The sequence below is a fragment of the Luteimonas sp. 9C genome (assembly GCF_902506295.1).
Taxonomy (GTDB): Bacteria; Pseudomonadota; Gammaproteobacteria; order Xanthomonadales; family Xanthomonadaceae; genus Luteimonas.
Genome location: NZ_LR733312.1, coordinates 714680 through 731344, shown reverse-complemented (window position 1 = coordinate 731344; position 16665 = coordinate 714680). Strand labels below are relative to the sequence as shown.

20 protein-coding genes and 1 tRNA gene are annotated in these 16665 nt (G+C 70.1%); 15 read left to right on the top strand and 6 right to left on the bottom strand.

Annotated features, from left to right (window positions below):
• Window positions 1–60: 60 nt before the first annotated feature.
• Complete coding sequence (locus CURTO8I2_RS03215) at window positions 61–1206, bottom strand: pyridoxal phosphate-dependent aminotransferase (protein WP_159678612.1); 1146 nt, start codon at window positions 1204–1206, stop codon at window positions 61–63.
• A 72-nt stretch (window positions 1207–1278) separates the two neighbouring features.
• Here CURTO8I2_RS03215 and CURTO8I2_RS03210 point away from each other — a divergent pair, with 72 nt between their 5' ends.
• The 13 genes from CURTO8I2_RS03210 to CURTO8I2_RS03150 all read left to right on the top strand — a co-directional run bounded on the left by CURTO8I2_RS03210 (window position 1279) and on the right by CURTO8I2_RS03150 (window position 12419).
• Window positions 1279–1761 (top strand): DUF3293 domain-containing protein, encoded by a 483-nt coding sequence (locus CURTO8I2_RS03210; RefSeq protein WP_159678611.1) that lies wholly within the window; start codon window positions 1279–1281, stop codon window positions 1759–1761.
• 75 nt (window positions 1762–1836) lie between these two features.
• Window positions 1837–2478: a heme ABC exporter ATP-binding protein CcmA gene (gene ccmA, locus CURTO8I2_RS03205; RefSeq protein WP_159678610.1), complete on the top strand. Its 642-nt coding sequence runs from the start codon at window positions 1837–1839 to the stop codon at window positions 2476–2478.
• The gene (ccmB, locus tag CURTO8I2_RS03200) at window positions 2475–3161 is read left to right on the top strand and encodes a heme exporter protein CcmB (protein ID WP_159678609.1); all 687 of its coding nucleotides are present in this window, start codon (window positions 2475–2477) and stop codon (window positions 3159–3161) included. The genes ccmA and ccmB overlap by 4 nt, the downstream gene beginning before the upstream one ends.
• A 136-nt stretch (window positions 3162–3297) precedes the next feature.
• Window positions 3298–4056, top strand: coding sequence for a heme ABC transporter permease (locus CURTO8I2_RS03195; protein WP_159678608.1), 759 nt, complete (start codon window positions 3298–3300; stop codon window positions 4054–4056).
• A complete protein-coding gene (gene ccmD / locus CURTO8I2_RS03190) occupies window positions 4053–4232 on the top strand; it encodes a heme exporter protein CcmD (protein WP_159678607.1) in 180 nt (59 codons plus the stop codon). Before CURTO8I2_RS03195 ends, ccmD begins: the two co-directional genes overlap by 4 nt.
• Window positions 4229–4714 carry a cytochrome c maturation protein CcmE gene (ccmE, locus tag CURTO8I2_RS03185; protein ID WP_159678606.1) on the top strand — a complete coding sequence of 162 codons (486 nt, stop codon included), beginning with the start codon at window positions 4229–4231 and terminating at the stop codon, window positions 4712–4714. The genes ccmD and ccmE overlap by 4 nt, the downstream gene beginning before the upstream one ends.
• Before the next feature lie 36 nt (window positions 4715–4750).
• Complete coding sequence (locus CURTO8I2_RS03180) at window positions 4751–6676, top strand: heme lyase CcmF/NrfE family subunit (protein ID WP_159678605.1); 1926 nt, start codon at window positions 4751–4753, stop codon at window positions 6674–6676.
• Complete coding sequence (locus CURTO8I2_RS03175; protein WP_159678604.1) at window positions 6673–7221, top strand: DsbE family thiol:disulfide interchange protein; 549 nt, start codon at window positions 6673–6675, stop codon at window positions 7219–7221. The genes CURTO8I2_RS03180 and CURTO8I2_RS03175 overlap by 4 nt, the downstream gene beginning before the upstream one ends.
• Window positions 7218–7661 carry a cytochrome c-type biogenesis protein gene (locus tag CURTO8I2_RS03170; protein ID WP_159678603.1) on the top strand — a complete coding sequence of 148 codons (444 nt, stop codon included), beginning with the start codon at window positions 7218–7220 and terminating at the stop codon, window positions 7659–7661. The genes CURTO8I2_RS03175 and CURTO8I2_RS03170 overlap by 4 nt, the downstream gene beginning before the upstream one ends.
• A complete protein-coding gene (locus CURTO8I2_RS03165) occupies window positions 7661–8671 on the top strand; it encodes a tetratricopeptide repeat protein (RefSeq protein WP_159678601.1) in 1011 nt (336 codons plus the stop codon). The genes CURTO8I2_RS03170 and CURTO8I2_RS03165 overlap by 1 nt, the downstream gene beginning before the upstream one ends.
• Before the next feature lie 34 nt (window positions 8672–8705).
• Window positions 8706–9848, top strand: coding sequence for a homoserine O-acetyltransferase (locus CURTO8I2_RS03160; protein WP_159678599.1), 1143 nt, complete (start codon window positions 8706–8708; stop codon window positions 9846–9848).
• A gap of 9 nt (window positions 9849–9857) precedes the next feature.
• Window positions 9858–10463: a cysteine dioxygenase family protein gene (locus tag CURTO8I2_RS03155; RefSeq protein WP_159678597.1), complete on the top strand. Its 606-nt coding sequence runs from the start codon at window positions 9858–9860 to the stop codon at window positions 10461–10463.
• Between the two features lie 99 nt (window positions 10464–10562).
• Window positions 10563–12419, top strand: coding sequence for a DUF885 domain-containing protein (locus CURTO8I2_RS03150; RefSeq protein WP_159678595.1), 1857 nt, complete (start codon window positions 10563–10565; stop codon window positions 12417–12419).
• Between the two features lie 15 nt (window positions 12420–12434).
• Here CURTO8I2_RS03150 and CURTO8I2_RS03145 read toward each other — a convergent pair whose 3' ends face one another.
• Window positions 12435–12977 carry a hypothetical protein gene (locus tag CURTO8I2_RS03145; protein ID WP_159678593.1) on the bottom strand — a complete coding sequence of 181 codons (543 nt, stop codon included), beginning with the start codon at window positions 12975–12977 and terminating at the stop codon, window positions 12435–12437.
• Between the two features lie 121 nt (window positions 12978–13098).
• Here CURTO8I2_RS03145 and CURTO8I2_RS03140 point away from each other — a divergent pair.
• Both CURTO8I2_RS03140 and CURTO8I2_RS03135 read left to right on the top strand, forming a co-directional pair.
• Window positions 13099–13184: transfer RNA gene (locus CURTO8I2_RS03140), tRNA-Leu, on the top strand.
• Window positions 13185–13292: 108 nt separating this feature from the next.
• Window positions 13293–14093, top strand: coding sequence for an NRDE family protein (locus CURTO8I2_RS03135; RefSeq protein ID WP_159678592.1), 801 nt, complete (start codon window positions 13293–13295; stop codon window positions 14091–14093).
• A 123-nt stretch (window positions 14094–14216) separates the two neighbouring features.
• On the opposite strand, the gene CURTO8I2_RS03130 is transcribed toward CURTO8I2_RS03135, so the two are convergent.
• The 4 genes from CURTO8I2_RS03130 to phaC form a co-directional block, all read right to left on the bottom strand.
• Entirely contained in the window at window positions 14217–14699 is a 483-nt protein-coding gene (locus CURTO8I2_RS03130) for a hypothetical protein (RefSeq protein WP_159678590.1), read from the bottom strand.
• A gap of 221 nt (window positions 14700–14920) precedes the next feature.
• Window positions 14921–15367, bottom strand: a complete 447-nt coding sequence (locus tag CURTO8I2_RS03125; protein WP_159678588.1) for a hypothetical protein — start codon at window positions 15365–15367, stop codon at window positions 14921–14923.
• 1 nt (window position 15368) lies between these two features.
• Entirely contained in the window at window positions 15369–15563 is a 195-nt protein-coding gene (locus tag CURTO8I2_RS03120; protein WP_201295523.1) for a PspC domain-containing protein, read from the bottom strand.
• Between the two features lie 34 nt (window positions 15564–15597).
• The gene (gene phaC, locus CURTO8I2_RS03115; RefSeq protein WP_159678584.1) at window positions 15598–16665 is read right to left on the bottom strand and encodes a class III poly(R)-hydroxyalkanoic acid synthase subunit PhaC; all 1068 of its coding nucleotides are present in this window, start codon (window positions 16663–16665) and stop codon (window positions 15598–15600) included.

The window sequence follows — 16665 nt, the reverse complement described above, 5'->3', positions numbered from 1 at the left end:
GCGACAAGTCTAGCGGCGGCGGGCTGAAGGTCCGCCGCGACCGATCGTCGCAGCGCGCCTTCAGAGCGTCCGCAGGCGCGAGATCGCCGCATCCAGGGTGGCGTCGTTCTTCGCAAAGCACAGTCGCGCCAGCCGCTGGCCCGGCGGCGGCGCAGCGTAGAAGGGCGACAGCGGAATCGCCGTGACCCCCTTGTCGACGGTCAGCCAGCGGCAGAACGCGACGTCGTCGAGATCACTGACGGCCGAGTAGTCGACGAGCTGGAAGTAGCCGCCCGGGACGGGCAGGCAGCGCAGGCGCGTCGTGGCGAGCTGGGCGGCGAAGGCGTCGCGCTTGGCCTGGTAGAACGCCCCGAGCTGCTCGTAGTGTTCCGGTTCTTCGCGCAGCATCTCCGCGAAGGCATGCTGCGCCGGCGCGAACGTGCAGAACACGGTGTACTGGTGCACCTTGCGGAACTCGGCACTCAACGCCGGCGGCGCGATGCAGTAGCCGAGCTTCCAGCCCGTGCAGTGATAGGTCTTGCCGAAGCTCGACACGACGAATGCGCGTTCGCGCAGCTCGGGCCAGCGCAGCGCGGACTCGTGGCGCGCGCCATCGAAGACGATGTGCTCGTAGACCTCGTCGGACAGCAGATAGATGCCGGTATCGCGCAGCAGTTCGGTCAGCGTCTGCATGTCGCCCGCGCCCAGCATCGCGCCGGACGGGTTGTGGGGACTGTTGACGATCAGCATCCGCGTCTTCGGCGTGATCGCATCGCGCACGCGCTGCCAGTCGGGCGCGAACGTCGCCGGATCCAGCGGCACGTGCACGGCCACGGCACCAGCCAGTTCGATCGCCGGTGCATAACAGTCGTAGGCGGGATCTAGGACGATGACCTCCTCGCCTGCACGCACCACCGCGTGGATCGCGTTGAACACCGCTTCGGTGGCGCCGCTGGTAACGGTGATCTCCGCGTCCGCATCGGGCAGATGCCCGTACACGCGTTCGGTCTTCTCCGCGATCGCCTGGCGCAGCGCCGGAATCCCCGTCATCGGGGCATACTGGTTGTGGCCGGCGCGCATGGCCGCGGCGAGTGCGTCGACCAAGCGTTGCGGCACGTCGAAATCGGGAAACCCCTGTCCGAGATTGACGGCGCCGTGTTCGGCCGCCAGCTGCGACATGACGGTGAAGATCGTGGTGCCGACCCTGGGGAGTTTGGTCCGGATCATCGCCTGCATGCCGTTGGGGGGTCTGAGGGGCCACGAGTGTACGGACGCGGACCACGGGGATAAACCGCCGCCATGAACAACCAGCATCCCATCGACGACACGCGCCTGGTCGCGCTGTTGCACGCCTATCTCGATGCGCGCTATCGCTGGCAGTACCGCGACGACTGGCACGACATCGTCATCGGCCTGCCGACGCCCGGCCTGGATCTGCGCTATCCCGACACCGCCGGCTACGGGCTCGTCTCGGCCTGGAATCCGATGTCGATCGCCCGCCCGCCGACCGAGAACCGGCGCTCGGACAAGGCCCTCGATGCGGAACTGTCCGCACTCGGCCTGGCGCACATGCCCGCGTTCGCCAGCGCCACCGACCGCAGCTGGCGCGAGCCAAGCTGGATCGTGTTCGGCATGGACGTGGCCGAGTTCGATGCGCTCGCCCAGCGCTACGGCCAGCTCGGCACCTTGTGGTGGCCGCGCGAAACCGCGGTGCGCCTGCGCATGTACGCCCACCGGCCCGCCGGTCTGGAAGGCGACCAGCACGTCGACTGGCTGCGCTGACCCAAACCCGTCCGCTGCGGATAGGATGGCCGCGCGGTCGTCCGGGCCGCGTCGATACGGGCCCACCGCCGCCGCATGTCCGAGTCCACCGTCGTTCCCCCACTGCTCGCCGCCCGCGGCCTGTGCTTCCTGCGCGACGAGCGGCCGGTGTTCGGACCGCTCGATTTCGACGTGGCCACCGGCGAAGCGCTGCTCGTGCAGGGCGGCAACGGCGCCGGCAAGACCACGCTGCTGCGCGTGCTGGCCGGCCTGCTGGAGGCCGATGGCGGCACGGTCGAAGTCGGCGGCGCGCCGGTTGCGCGCGCGATGCGCGCCGGCGCAATGGCGTATCTCGGGCATCTGCCCGGGCTGAAGGCCGATCTCGACGCGGTCGAGAACCTCGATTTCCTCGCCCGACTGCAGGGCTGCCGGGACAGCCAGAGCGCCGAACGCGCGCTCGCACTGGTCGGGCTCGCCACGCATGCACACCTGCTGGTCCGGCAGATGTCCGCGGGGCAGAAAAAGCGGTTGTCGCTGGCCCGGTTGTGGATGTCGCCGGCGCCTCTGTGGTTGCTCGACGAGCCCTACGCCAACCTCGACCTGCAGGGCATCGAACTGGTCAACCGGATGGTCCGCGCGCAGCTCGAAGACGGCGGCGCAGCGCTGGTGACCACGCATGGCGCCTACGCCGCGCCGCCGGTGCGCACCCGTGAACTGCTGCTGGACGCCACTGCATGAGCGCGACACCCACCCTGCCCGGCAGCGCGGCCGCGCTGATCGCCCGCGACCTGCGCCTGCTGTGGCGGCGGCGCGGCGATGCCTTGCAGCCGGCGCTGTTCGCGTTGCTGGTCGTGGTGCTGTTCGCACTGGCGCTGGGCAACGAGCCCGCGACGCTGCGCGCCGTCGCGCCCGGCGTGCTGTGGGTCGCAGCGGTGCTCGCGGGCCTGCTCGCCCTCGACACGCTGTTCCGCGGCGACGCCGAGGACGGCTCGCTCGAACAATGGATGCTCAGCCCCGTGCCGCTGGCCTGGCTGGTGCTGGTGCGCACCGCGGTGCACTGGGCGACGACGACGCTGCCGCTGCTGGCCGCGACGCCGCTGCTGGCCGAACTGCTGGGCCTGCCACGTGCGCAGCTGCCCGTGCTGCTGGCCGGCCTTGCGCTGGGTACGCCGCTGTTGAGCCTGCTCGGCGCCGTGGTCGCCGCGCTGACCATCGGCATGCGCCGTTCCGGTATCCTGCTGGCACTGCTTGCCCTGCCCCTGTACGTTCCGGTGCTGGTGTTCGGTGCCGGCAGCGTCGCGATCGCGGCGCAGGGGCATGATCCGTCGGGCGGGCTGTTGCTACTCGCCGCGGGCCTTGCCGCCGCGCTCGTGCTGGCACCCGTCGCTGCGGCGACCGCCATCCGCATCGCACTCAATTGACCGGCCCCGCGACGGGTCTGGAGGGCCCCGTCGCCGACGTGCAATCCGTCCCGCAACGCCGCGCCACGCCCGCGACCGCATGCCCGTCATGCACGCGCCGAGACCGCAAGCCCGCCACGCCCGCACGCCTCGCCGAATGAATCCTGTCCTCCGCTGGTTCCACCAACTCGGTTCACCGCCCACCTTCGATCGCTTCGCGCGGCGCTGGGCGCCGTGGGGCTTCGGCCTGGGGCTGCTGACGATGGCCGTCGGCCTGTACGGCGCGCTGTACGTGGTGCCGGCCGACTACCAGCAGGGCGACAGCTTCCGCATCCTCTACATCCATGTGCCGAGCGCATGGATGAGCCTGGCCGTCTTCGCGGCCATGGCGATATACGCCGCGATCGCGCTCGTCTGGCGGATCAAGCTCTGCGAAATCCTCGCGATGGCCTGCGCACCGATCGGCGCCGCGTTCACCGTGATCACCCTCGCCACCGGCTCGATCTGGGGCCGGCCGATGTGGGGCACCTGGTGGGACTGGGACCCGCGCCTGACCACCGAACTGATCCTGCTGTTCCTGTATCTGGGTGTGATCGGGCTCTACGGCGCGATCGAAGACCGCCGCACCGCCGCGCGCGCGGCCGGACTGCTGGCGATCGTCGGGGTAGTGCTGCTGCCGGTGATCCGCTATTCGGTGGTGTGGTGGGATTCGCTGCACCAGGGCCAGACGATCCGCGTGTTCGGCGAGTCGAGCATCGACGGCAGCATGCTGTGGCCGCTGTTGTGGATGGTGGTCGGCACCAAATTCTGGTTCGTCGGCTCGCTGCTGGCGCGCGCGCGGGCAGACAACCTGCGCCGCGAAGCCGGCAAGGACTGGGTGCGGGCGCTGGCCGTACCGACCGGAGATCGCGCATGACCTACATCGAATACGTCGTCGCCGCCTATGCGGTGTTCGCCGCCGTGCTGGCCTGGGATTTCGTCGCGCCGCGCATCCGCACCGCGCAGTTGCTGCGCGCCGTGCGTCTGGTCGCGTCGCGCCGCGCTGCGGCAACGACCGTGGTCGCGGATGACACCGCGGAGCTGAGCCGATGAATCCGGTCCGTCGCCGCCGCCTGCTGTTCTTGGTCGCGATCGTCGCGGCCAGTGCGTTGTCGATGACGCTGATCGCGTTCGCCCTGCAGCGCAACGTGTCCTATCTCTACACGCCGCACGAAGTGCTGGGCGGCATCGCCGGCGCCGCGGTGTCGTCGGGCGAAGCGCGGTTCCGGTTGGGCGGCATGGTGGCCGGCGACTCGTTCTCGCGCGCCGAAGGGTCCATGGAAGCGCGCTTCCGGGTCACCGACGGCGATGCCGAACTGCCGGTGCGCTACACCGGTCTGCTGCCCGACCTGTTCCGCGAACACCAAGCGGTGATCGCCACCGGGCGCATGGACGGCGACACGTTCGTGGCCGAACAGGTGCTCGCACGTCACGACGAGACCTACGTGCCCAAGGAAGTCGCCGACAAGATGGGGCTGGCGCACGACCGGCACGGCGTGGTGACACCCGCCGACACGACGGACGCCGCGCAGTGATCGAAGCGGTGCGTGGTGCGAATCCCGGAGTCGTCGATGCTGCCTGAGCTCGGCCAGATCGCGCTGTTGCTGGCGCTGGTCGCCGCGACCCTGCAGACGGTCCTGCCCCTGCTCGGCGCGCAGCGCGGCCTCGTGCCGTGGATGGCGACCGCACGGCCCGCCGCGTATGTGCAGTGGGCGTTGACCCTCATCGCGTGGGCCATCCTGACGGCCGCGTTCGTGCAACAGGATTTCTCGGTGCGCTACGTCGCCGAGAACTCCAACTCGCTGCTGCCGATGGTCTACCGCTTCACCGCGGTCTGGGGCGGCCACGAAGGCTCGCTGCTGCTGTGGGTATTCGTGCTGGCGTGCTGGAACGCGGCGGTCGCGTGGTTCTCGCGCTCGCTGCCGGACGTGGTGCTGGCGCGCGTGCTCGCGATCATGGGCCTGGTTTGCCTGGGCTTTCTGGCCTTCCTGATCTTCACCAGCAACCCGTTCGAACGCATCCTGCCGATGCCGCTCGAAGGCCGCGATCTGAACCCGCTGCTGCAGGATCCGGGGATGATCGTGCACCCGCCGATGCTCTACATCGGCTACTCGGGTTTCATGGTGCCCTTCGCGTTCGCGATCGCCGCCCTGCTAGACGGCAAGGTGGATGCGCACTGGCTGCGCTGGACACGGCCGTGGACCAACGTCTCGTGGGCGTTCCTGACGATCGGCATCGCTTTGGGTTCTTGGTGGGCCTATTACGAACTCGGCTGGGGCGGCTGGTGGTTCTGGGATCCGGTCGAGAACGCGAGCTTCATGCCGTGGCTCGCCGGCGCGGCGCTGATCCACTCGCAAGCGGTGACCGAGAAGCGCGGCAGTTTCCACGGCTGGACGCTGCTGCTGGCGATCGCGACGTTTTCGCTGTCGCTGCTGGGCGCATTCCTCGTGCGCTCGGGCGTGCTGACCAGCGTGCACAGCTTCGCCGCCGATCCCACGCGCGGGCTCTTCATCCTGGTGTTCCTCGGCCTCGTCGTCGGCGGTTCGCTGCTGCTGTACGCACTGCGTGCGCCCGATGGCCGCGACGGCAAACCGTTCGCGGCGACCTCGCGCGAAACCCTGCTGCTGGCGAACAATCTGCTGCTGGTCGCGGCCTGCGCGATGGTGCTGCTGGGCACGCTGTATCCGCTGCTGGCCGACGCGCTGAACCTCGGCAAGATCTCGGTCGGCCCGCCGTACTTCGGCCTGCTGTTCCTGCTGCTGATGGCGCCGCTGGTGCTGCTGTTGCCGTTCGGTCCGCTGACCCGCTGGCAGAACGAGGACATGTCGCGCCCGCTGCGCATGCTGCTGCCGTGGGCGGCACTCGCGCTGATCGCGGCGACGCTCGCATTCTTCACCGCGCCGCAGGGCCCGTGGAAAGTCGCGATGGGCGTGGCCGGTGCGGTGTGGGTGGCCGGCGGCACGGCGCGATTCGTGTGGACCCGCCTGCGCGCGCCAAGCGGGCGCATGGGCGCGGAGATGACCGGCATGGTGCTCGGACACCTCGGCATCTCGGTATTCCTGGTCGGCGCGTTGCTGGTGGAGGGCCTCAATGTCCAGCGCGAAGTTGCGCTGCTGCCGGGCCAGTCGCTGGAGATCGGACGCGACGCGTTCGTGCTCGACAGCGTTGTGCATCACGTTGGTCCGAACTACGAATCCGACCGCGGCACCGTGCGCATGCTGCGCGACGACCGGCTGGTGACCACGCTGCATCCCGAGAAGCGCACCTACGCAAGCGGCGGCCAGGTGATGACCGAAACCGCGATCCGTCCCGGCGTGTCGCGCGATGTCTACGTCGCACTCGGCGAGCCACTGGGCGGCGGCGCCTGGGCGCTGCGCGTGCACGTCAAACCGTTCGTGCGCTGGGTCTGGGCGGGCGCGTTCCTGATGGCGCTGGGCGGTTTCGTGACCGCGGCGGATCGTCGCTTCCGACGTCCGCGTCGCGAGAAGGCCGCGTGAGCGCCTTGCGCGCCCGCTGGCTGCCGCTGGCCGTGTTCGGGGTGGTTCTCGCGCTGCTGGCTGCGGGCGTCTGGCTGAGCCGCAATCCCGATCGCGATGCCCTGCCCTCACCGCTGATCGGCAAGCCCGCGCCCGCATTCGAGTTGCCGGTGCTCGGCGCACCCGCGCAACGGGTGACGCAGGACGACCTGCGCGGCGCGCCGTACCTGCTCAACGTCTGGGGCAGCTGGTGCCCCGGATGTCGCGAAGAACACGCCGTGGTCAGTGCCTTCGCGAAGACCGGCCGCGTGCGCGTGATCGGCTTCAACTGGAAGGACGAACCGGAAGACGCGACGCGCTGGCTGGCGCAGTTCGGCAATCCCTACGACCTCGTGCTCACCGACTACGACGGCAAGGCCGCGATCGAATGGGGCATCTACGGCGCGCCGGAAACCTTCCTCGTCGATCGCGACGGCACGATCCTCTGGAAGCACGTCGGCCCGATGACCGACGCGACCATCCACGACCAGCTCCTGCCGGTCGTCGCACGCATGGAGGCGCGATGATCCGCGCCCTGCTGTGTGCGTTGCTGCTGTGCGTGGCGTGGCCGCAGGCCGCGTACGCACAGGTCGCCGTCGATGCCGCGCCGTTGCGTTTCGAGGACACCGCCGAAGAACGCCGCTTCCACAGTCTCGTCGCCGAGCTGCGCTGCGTGATGTGCCAGAACCAGTCGCTGGCCGATTCCAATGCGCAGATCGCGCATGACCTGCGCCGCGAAGTGCTGACCCTGATGCGCGAAGGCCTGGATGACCCCGCGATCAAGTCGCATCTGGTCGCGCGATATGGCGAGTTCGTGCTGTATCGTCCGCAGGTCGGCCCGGCGACGTGGCTGCTGTGGTTCGGCCCGCTGCTGCTGCTGGGCGCGGGCGGCGTGGTGATCTGGCGGGCCGTCGCGGCCCGTCGCCACACCGCACCGCTGCCGCCCGACGACACGGAGACCTGGTGATGTCGCTCTTCGTCGTGCTCGCGATCATGTTGACGCTGATGACCGTCGTCGCGCTGACCTGGGGACTGCGCCGCGGCGCCGCGCGGGTCGCGATCGCGGTGACCCTGCTCGTGCCCGTGCTCGTCGCCGGCCTGTACGGCCTGGTCGGCACGCCGCAGGCGCTCGATCCCGCCGAACGCACAGCGCCCGATTCGCTCGACGATGCGATCGTGCGTCTGGAGGCCGACCTGCAGCGGGATCCGCGGCAGCCCGAGGGCTGGCTGCTGCTGGGCCGCGCGTATGCGGAGCTGGCGCGTTTCGACGATGCCCGCGATGCCCTTGCGCGCGCGGCGAAGCTGCTGCCCGAGGACGACGCAATACAGGTGGAAGCCGCGCAGGCCAGCGCTCGCGCCGCGCCGGACCGCCGCTTCGATGCGGCTGCGGTGCAGACGCTGCGCGACGTGCTCGCACGCAATCCGGATCATCAGCACGCGCGCTGGTATCTGGGCATCGCCCAGCGCCAGGCCGGCGACGATGCCGGCGCCGTCGTGACCTGGACGCCGCTGCTGACGCTGCTCGACGGTGCCGCGGCGGACGCGCTGCGCACCCAGATCGCTGCTGCGCGCACTGCCGCCGGCCTGCCTGCGGACGATGCATCGGCGACGACCGCACCCGCGCCGGGCGTGCATGCGTTGCGCGTCCGCGTGCGGCTCGAGCCCGCCGGCGCCTCGCTACCCGGCGATGCGACGGTGTTCGTCATCGCCCGCCAGCCCGGCGGTCCGCCGATGCCGGTCGCGGTGCAGCGCCATCCTGTCTCAGCGTTGCCGCTCGACATCGTGCTCGGGGATGGCGACAGCCCCATGCCGACCCAGCCGCTGTCGGGGCTCGACACCGTGGAACTGGTCGCACGCGTCTCGCGCAGCGGCGATGCCGCGCGCGGCGCAGGCGATTTCGAGTCGGCGCCGGTGCGGGTGTCGCTGCCCGCGCGCGATCCGGTCGAGCTCGTCGTGCCCGTCGCCGCGGCACCCTGACCGGCGCGGCATCGCGACTCGCTACACTGGCGCGATGACCGAATTCATCCCACCGGCCAGCCGCTTCATCGCCCTGCCCTCGCCCTTTCCCATGAAACGCGGCGGCGCGCTCCACGATGCGCGCATGGCGTACGAGACCTGGGGCACGCTCGATGCGAGGCGCGGCAACGCCGTGCTGATCGTCACCGGCCTGTCGCCGGATGCGCACGCCGCCAGCCACGCCGGCGACGCCACGCCGGGCTGGTGGGAGGCGATGCTCGGTCCCGGCAAACCGATCGACACCTACCGCTGGTTCGTCATCTGCGTGAACTCGCTCGGCAGCTGCAAGGGCTCCACCGGCCCGGCTTCGTGCGATCCCGCCACCGGCGCGCCGTACCGGCTCGCATTTCCGGACCTCTCGATCGAGGACGGCGCGGACGCGGCTGCACACGTCGTGGCGTCGCTCGGCATTGCGCAGCTCGCCTGCGTGATCGGCAATTCCATGGGCGGCATGACCGCACTGGCGCTGCTCGCGCGATTCCCCGGTCTTGCACGCACGCACATCAACATCTGCGGCGCGGCGCGTGCGCTGCCGTTCTCGATCGCGATCCGCTCGCTGCAGCGCGAGGCCATCCGCCTCGACCCGATGTGGCAGAACGGCGCCTACACCGACGACGCCTATCCGGAGAGCGGCATGCGCATGGCGCGCAAGCTCGGTGTCATCACCTACCGCTCGGCGCTGGAATGGGACGGCCGCTTCGGTCGCGTGCGGCTGGAATCCGACCGCCGCGAGGAAGAGGAACCATTCGGTCTCGAGTTCGAGGTCGAGAGCTATCTCGAGGGCCACGCGCGCCGCTTCGTGCGCCGCTTCGATCCCAACTGCTATCTCTATCTCAGCCGCTCGATGGACTGGTTCGACATCGGCGAAAGCTGCGGCGGCAGCACCGATGACGGGCTGGCGACGCTGCGCCTCGAACGCGCGCTCGCGATCGGCGTGCACACCGACATCCTGTTTCCGCTGCAGCAGCAACAGCAGATCGCCGACGGACTGCGCGCCGGCGGCGTCGACGCGGCGTTCCTGCCGCTGGAATCGCCGCAGGGACACGACGCGTTTCTCGTCGACATCGCCCGCTTCGGACCTGCCGTCGCGTCGTTTCTTGCTGCGCTGCCGCCTGCACGCGCGTCGTCCGCGGGCTAGACTGCGGCGATGCATGTCGAGTCTGCCGCCACCGAACATCCGGATATCGCCTTCGAAGGCCGGGACCGCCTGATCGCCGCGATCGACACCGCGGTCGCCGCCGGGGACTCCCATGCGGTCACCGGCGCGCTGCGCAGCGCGATGTGCGCATTGATCCGCGATCCCGCCGTCGAACTACCCGCCTGCACGCTTTCGCCGGTCGATGGGCACTACGCACGTCGCGAGCTGTATCGCAGTCCGGCGCATGGCTACAGCGTCGTCGCGATGACCTGGGCGCCGGGCCAGGGCACGCCCATCCACGATCACGACGGCCTGTGGTGCGTGGAAGGCATCTGGCGCGGCACGCTGGAAATCGCCCAGTACGAACTGCTCGAATCCGACGGCGCGCGTTTCCGCTTCCGCGCGGCCTCGGGCATGCAGGTCGGCGTCGGTAGCGCCGGCAGCCTGATTCCGCCGCACGAGTACCACACCATCCGCAATCCCAGTCCGAATGCGGTCGCGGTCTCGCTGCACGTGTACCAGGCTCCGATCGTGCACTGCGCACGGTTCCGCGCCGACGCCGGCGAGTGGTATCTGCGCTACGACGCGTCACTGGCCGTCGATACGCTCGACTGAGCGCACGCGCCACACGCACACGAACGTGAACACGGGGGCGCATCCCGCGACCCCAGCCGCTACAGTGCGTCGGCTCTCCCGCTGTTCCCGTCGAGACCGATGACCCGATTGCTGCTGACCGCCACCGTGGCGATGTTGCTCGCTGCCTGCGGCCGCGCGCCGAACGTGCCCGATGCCGACGGCGGCGCGGTCGATGCCCTGGTCGACGCGCAGTTCGATGCGTTTCTCGCCAACGATCCCGAAGCGATGACCGTGCTCGGCATCGACAGTCCCGATTCGCGGCTCGCGGCCGGTCGCCTCACCGATGCTTCGCTGGTGCACCGCGCCGAGCTGCGCGACACGCTGGCCGCCAACCTCGCCGCGCTCGACGACATCGACGACGACGCGTTTGCACCGCAGCAGCAGCGCACGCTGGAGATGGCGCGCTGGTTCTACCGCAGCCAGGCCGATCTGATCGGCGTCGACTGGGCGCCGGCGTGGCTGCCCCTGCGCACCAACCTCTACGCGGTCGACCAGCTGTCGAGCATTCCGATGGCGCTGCCGGGATTCTTCGAGAACGCGCAGCCCGTCACCGGCGCGGCCGAGGCGCGCAACTACGTCGCGCGTCTGCATGCAGTGGCGACCAAGCTCGACCAGGTAGGCGACAACCTCGACCTGCAGGCGCGCCATGGCGTCGTGCCGCCACGCGTCGCGCTGGAAGGCGCCGCCCTGCAGATCCGCGACCTCGTGCGGGTCGGCGTCGACGCCAGTCCGTTCGTGCAGGCGTTCGCCCGCAAGCTCGATGGCGTACCGGACATCGACGCCGCATTGCGCGAGGAACTCCTGCGCGATGCGCGCAGCGCCATCGAGGACCAGACCCTTCCCGCCTACGCCCGGTTGCTCGCCCGCATCGAGACCGCCATCGGCGCGCAGGATGCGAACGACGGCGTCTGGGCCCTGCCCGGCGGCGGCGACTACTACGCGGCCGCGTTGCGCTGGAACACCGGCGTGGGCATCGACGCCACCCAGCTGCATGCCCTGGGCCACGCCGAGGTCGGCCGGATCCGCGGCGAGATGGCTGCGATCGTGCGCGACCGGCTGCCGCTGACCGATGTCGCTGCGCCGCCCGGCGGCACTTCTGTCGACGCTGCAGGCGACGCAGCCGTGACGGTGGCAGCGGCGGAGGCGGATCGTGAGGCCCTGCGCGCGGCCGTCCAGGCCCGGCTCGACAGGATCGAGGACGCCCTGCCGCGGGTCTTCGGCACGCTGCCGACGCAGCCGCTGGACGTCCAGCTGGCGCCGCCCGGCGCGCACGGCACCGCAGCCGTCTACTACGTGCCGCCCGGCGGCGACGTCCGCCCGGGGACGCTGGTGATCGATGCCGCGCAGGTGCGTGCCCTGCCCGAAGGTGGACTGCCGACGCTGGTCTACCACAACGGATTGCCCGGCCATCATCTGCAGGTCGGGCTGGCCCAGGCCCAGGTCGCACTGCCGCGCCTGCGCCGCAGCCTGGCGCCGACCGCCTTCACCGAAGGCTGGGCGATGTATGCCGAGCGTCTGGCCGTCGAAATGGGTGTCTACGACGACGATCCGCGGGGCGATCTGGGCCGGCTGCGCGCCGAGCTGGTGCACGCCGCGCGACTGGTCGTCGATACCGGCCTGCATTCCGAACGCTGGACACTGGCGCAGGCGCAGACCTACCTGCGCGACGTCGCCGGCCTGAGCGAGGCCCAGGCGCGCAGCGAGGCGCAGCGTCAGCTGGTGCGTCCGGGCCGCGCGTGTGCACACACCGTCGGTCTGCACACCCTGCTCGCGCTGCGCGCGCATGCGCGGCAGTCGCTGAAGAAGCGGTTCGACCTGCGCGCCTTCCACGGCGTGCTGCTGGAGAACGGCGCACTGCCGCTGGACGTGGTCTCGCGCGCGATCGATGCCTGGATCGCCGCCTCGAAGATCGAGGACGAAGGCGGCGCCGGCTGAGCCGGCGCCACAGGATCAGTCGGACAGCAGCTGCCTGACCTCGACCCGCAGCGTCCGGCCGCCTTCGATCAGCCAGGCCCGGCCATCGACGACGATGCCGTCGCCGACGTGCGCCTGCTCGACCAGTCCATCCTCGACCGCGCCACCGGACGCCGCGTCGAAGCGGACCTGTTCCGGCATCCGCGACACCGGCTGCGGCACACCGGGGCGCAGCGCGGGCGGCCGGCCCTCGACGTCCGACACCATGTAGCCATTGGGGCACGGCGCGCGCACGCAGCGGATGTTGCTCAGGTGCACGCGGAACACGCCATCCGCCAGACGCACTTGGCCGTTCGGTTGCGACGGCACGAGGTCGCCGCCCGGCGGCGTGGCGAGTTCGCGCTCCGCGACGGGCTCGGGATCGGCGATGCGCGACGCCGGCTGGCTGGCGCAGGCGGACACGGCCAGCGGCAGCAGCACCGCGAACAGGATCCGCAGGCGGCGCGCACGCGCGGCCGACCGGCGCGGCCGCGCCCACATCCAGGCCGCTGTCGGATGCGGCGTCGTTCGATCGTGCATGTTCCCTCCCGGACTCCCGGCCCTGCGCCGGCGCGCACATGATGCCGGCCCGCATGTTCGAAGAACGCAAAGAGACCGGGATTCAGGCCCTGCCGCGCTTCCGCTATACTCCCGCGTCCGTGCCGGAGTGGCGGAATGGTAGACGCAGCGGACTCAAAATCCGCCGCCCTTAAAAGCGTGCGGGTTCGAGTCCCGCCTCCGGTACCAGTCGACGGCCCGCGCATGCGGGCCGTTGCCGTTTCAGGCCCGTCGCGCTGTTTTCGTTCGACATCGGTCCTCGCATCCGGCATCCGATCGCTCGGCTAGCATGCCTGCATGTGCCTGATCGCCATTGCCTGGAACGTCCGCCCCGACCTGCCACTCGCGCTGATCGCGAATCGCGACGAATTCCACGCCCGACCCACGGCGGCCGCCGCATTCGATCCGCAGCACGCCGACGTCTACGGCGGTCGCGACCTCGTGCAGGGCGGCAGCTGGCTGCTGGCGTCGTCGCGGCGACGGCTGGCCGCGGTGACCAATGTGCGCGCCGGTGTCGCACCCGAAGCGGCTGCGCGGTCGCGTGGCTGGCTGGTCCGCGATTTCGTACAGGGCGATGCATCGGCTGCCGACGTTGCGCAGGGCCTCTCTGCGACCGCACGCGACTACGGCCGCTTCAACCTGCTGGTGTGGGACGGCGCAGCGCTCTGGTTCGCCACCAATCATCCCCAGTTCGCAGCGACGCCGGTGGCGCCGGGCCTGCACGCGATGTCCAACGGCGCTTTCGACGCACCGTGGCCGAAGAGCACCGCGGCCACGCGGACGCTGGAGAACTGGCTCGAGACGACCGCGCATCCTGCCGGCGCTGCGCCGGTCGACGAGGCGGCGTTGGCCCCGTTGTTCGCCGGTCTGCGCGACACGCGGACGGCGCCGGATGCGGCCCTGCCACAGACGGGCGTCGGCATCGTGCTGGAGCGGCACCTGTCGCCCGCCTTCATCGAGGATGCGCGCTATGGAACGCGGTGCAGCAGCGTGGTGCTGGTGGACCAGGCGGGACTCTGGATCTGCGAGCGGCGCTTCGACGCCGAGGGTCAGGCGATCGACACCTCGCGGCAGCGCCTGGACACGCGGGCGCCGTAAGCGCCGTACGCCCCGGACGCAGGACGCGATGCGTCGCGCCGGCCCGGGTCACGATCACCGTCTGGACACGGACTTACACACGCGCCGCTGTGCACACGCACGCGGTGATTCGGCGCCATGCCGTCAGTTCGACGTAGCCTCGCAGCGCACCGGCGCATCGTTCTCCAACGCCTGCTCCCAGCCGTTGGGGCTGCGCGTGGCGACCGTGTTGTTGATGCAACTCTCGCTCTCGCCCGCCTGGCGTGCAGTCATCGGACCCGACAGCCGGCGCGTGCCGTCGTCGACCGGCATCGCCGTCTCCAGCGGCGCGCCCGCAACGTCGGGCGTCACGGGCGGCGCCGTGTCGGGATCGGGAGCGTCGATCGCAGGCCCGGGCGATGCGACCGGCGCGGAGCCGGCCGGTGCCTGCGCCATCGGCGCAGCGGTGTCGACAGGCGCGGCGTCGACCGGCACGGCTGCCTGCTCGACCATCGGCGCAGGCGTGGGGTCGAAGCGGTCGCGCAGCATGCCGCCGATGGCGTCGGCGACCAGGCTGCCGACCATCACGGCGAGCGCGACCGGCAGGAAAAAGGCCCAGGGGGATACGGCATCACGGTCGTAGCGCATCGACGGCTCCAGAGTCCTGTGGGCACACCGGCGGCTCGGACGCCGGATATGCGGAAGATCCAGTCTGCCGCATATTTCCGGCCGCCCGGGCCTTCCAGCGCCGAAAAGTGCGGCCAACATGAGGTCTTCCCGCGTCCGCGCCCACGTCTCGAACCGATTGGCGTCCGCGTTGGCGAGCCGTCAGCAGCGCACGGCCGTCAGGCGATCGGTCACCATGAGGGCTAAGGTCGCGGCCAGGGCCACCAGCCACGCCCCGTCAGGGCGTAGCGATCGGCCGCGCGTTCGAACCGGTTGCGGACACTCACCCCGCCGAAGAGCAGATACGCCGGCAGGAACAGCGGGCCGAGCACCATGTACTGGTAGACGTGCGCGCGTTCGTGGTCTGCCAGTTGGACGGGCGCGTCGTCGCACCAGCCAGCGCGGTGTGCGTAGGTCGTGCAGCGCACGTCCAGCGAGTGCCCGGTGTGCAGGATCGTGTTGCCGAACGTGATCGCCCCGCCCGGCCCCCACGGCCAGCGGTCGAACACCAGTGCGAGATCATCGCGCCGCCACCGGCACTGCGCACCGAACGGCAGGCCGGCCAGGCCGCCAAGAAGACCGATCAGCGTATTGGGCGCTGTCCAGATCGCGCCGGATACGAGCGCCGCGACGCGGACCGCCGGCTGCACGTCAGCCGTCTCCTTCCGGCATCAGCATCCACAGCAGGAGATAGACGATCAAACCCGGAAACGCCGCCGACACCACCGACACGACGACGAACAGCGCGCGCAACAGGGTCGGGTTCCAGCCGAAGCGGCGGGCGATGCCGCCGACGACGCCCGCGACCACGCGATCCTCGCGCGTGCGGCTCAATGAGGTCGACATCGCCATCAATGCATCCCCAATGTGCGTCGGCGCGTCATGCGCGCTGCGCCAGCCAGTCGTGGATCGCCGACGGCACCTGCGTCTGCGCGCGACCCGACACGTAGATGCCGATGTGGCCGCCGCGGAACGACAGTTCCGAATAGTCTTGCGTGCCGACCAGCGTGCGCAGCGCGCGCGACGCGTCGGGCGGCACCAGGTGGTCCTGTTCGGCGAAGATGTTGAGCACCGGCATCTCGACCAGTCCCAGATGCACTTCGCGATCGCCGATGACGATGCCGCCGTTGACGAAGCCGTTGCCCTGGTAGAACTGCTTGATGTACTGCCGGAAGGTCTCGCCGGCCTGGTCGGGCGAATCGAAGATCCACTTCTCCATGCGCAGGAAGTCCTCGAGCGCCGGCGCGTCGTCGAGGATGTCGACCACGCCCACGTACTTCTGCACCAGCAGGCGCCAGGGTTTCAGCGTCAGGTAGCACGCGTTCATCATATCGGCCGGCACGTTGCCCAGCGTGTCGACGAACAGGTCCACGTCGAGATCACGCGTCCAGTGCGCGAGCATGTTGTCGTCGGTGTGGAAGTCCACCGGCGTGACCATCGTGATCAGATTGCGCACGCGCTCGGGATGCAGCGCGGCGTAGCTCAGTGCGAACGTGCCGCCCTGGCAGATGCCGAGCAGGTTGATCGACTCGAGACCGCTGCTGCGACGCAGGTGATCCACCGCGCCACCGAGGAACCGTTCGATGTAATCCTCAAGCATGAGGAAGCGGTCGGAGCGGTCCGGGTAGCCCCAGTCGAGGATGTAGACATCTTCGCCGCGCTCCAGCAGCCCCTTTACGATGGAGCGGTTGTGCTGCAGGTCGACCATATACGGTCGGTTGACCAGGGCGTAGGCGATCAGCAGCGGCACGCGCGCGGTCGGTGCCTTCTCGCCGATGAAGCGGTACAGCACGACCTTGCCGTCGCGCCAGACTTCCTGTTTGGTCGTCGCGCCGTAATCGAAATCGCCGACGTCCCGCAGCGTGCGCAGGCTGGCGCCCAGCTTCTGCTGGAGACGGGTCGCTTCGTCCGCGATGCGGTCGGGCGTGATGTGCAGTGGTCCGGGCAT

Coding starts and splice junctions, on each gene's coding strand:
- CURTO8I2_RS03215 (WP_159678612.1), bottom strand. CDS start 1,206: ATGATCCGGACCAAACTCCCCAGGGTCGGCACCACGATCTTCACCGTC.
- CURTO8I2_RS03210 (WP_159678611.1), top strand. CDS start 1,279: ATGAACAACCAGCATCCCATCGACGACACGCGCCTGGTCGCGCTGTTG.
- ccmA (WP_159678610.1), top strand. CDS start 1,837: ATGTCCGAGTCCACCGTCGTTCCCCCACTGCTCGCCGCCCGCGGCCTG.
- ccmB (WP_159678609.1), top strand. CDS start 2,475: ATGAGCGCGACACCCACCCTGCCCGGCAGCGCGGCCGCGCTGATCGCC.
- CURTO8I2_RS03195 (WP_159678608.1), top strand. CDS start 3,298: ATGAATCCTGTCCTCCGCTGGTTCCACCAACTCGGTTCACCGCCCACC.
- ccmD (WP_159678607.1), top strand. CDS start 4,053: ATGACCTACATCGAATACGTCGTCGCCGCCTATGCGGTGTTCGCCGCC.
- ccmE (WP_159678606.1), top strand. CDS start 4,229: ATGAATCCGGTCCGTCGCCGCCGCCTGCTGTTCTTGGTCGCGATCGTC.
- CURTO8I2_RS03180 (WP_159678605.1), top strand. CDS start 4,751: ATGCTGCCTGAGCTCGGCCAGATCGCGCTGTTGCTGGCGCTGGTCGCC.
- CURTO8I2_RS03170 (WP_159678603.1), top strand. CDS start 7,218: ATGATCCGCGCCCTGCTGTGTGCGTTGCTGCTGTGCGTGGCGTGGCCG.
- CURTO8I2_RS03165 (WP_159678601.1), top strand. CDS start 7,661: ATGTCGCTCTTCGTCGTGCTCGCGATCATGTTGACGCTGATGACCGTC.
- CURTO8I2_RS03160 (WP_159678599.1), top strand. CDS start 8,706: ATGACCGAATTCATCCCACCGGCCAGCCGCTTCATCGCCCTGCCCTCG.
- CURTO8I2_RS03155 (WP_159678597.1), top strand. CDS start 9,858: ATGCATGTCGAGTCTGCCGCCACCGAACATCCGGATATCGCCTTCGAA.
- CURTO8I2_RS03150 (WP_159678595.1), top strand. CDS start 10,563: ATGACCCGATTGCTGCTGACCGCCACCGTGGCGATGTTGCTCGCTGCC.
- CURTO8I2_RS03145 (WP_159678593.1), bottom strand. CDS start 12,977: ATGCACGATCGAACGACGCCGCATCCGACAGCGGCCTGGATGTGGGCG.
- CURTO8I2_RS03135 (WP_159678592.1), top strand. CDS start 13,293: ATGTGCCTGATCGCCATTGCCTGGAACGTCCGCCCCGACCTGCCACTC.
- CURTO8I2_RS03130 (WP_159678590.1), bottom strand. CDS start 14,699: ATGCGCTACGACCGTGATGCCGTATCCCCCTGGGCCTTTTTCCTGCCG.
- CURTO8I2_RS03120 (WP_201295523.1), bottom strand. CDS start 15,563: ATGTCGACCTCATTGAGCCGCACGCGCGAGGATCGCGTGGTCGCGGGC.
- phaC (WP_159678584.1), bottom strand. CDS start 16,665: ATGCCCGGACCACTGCACATCACGCCCGACCGCATCGCGGACGAAGCG.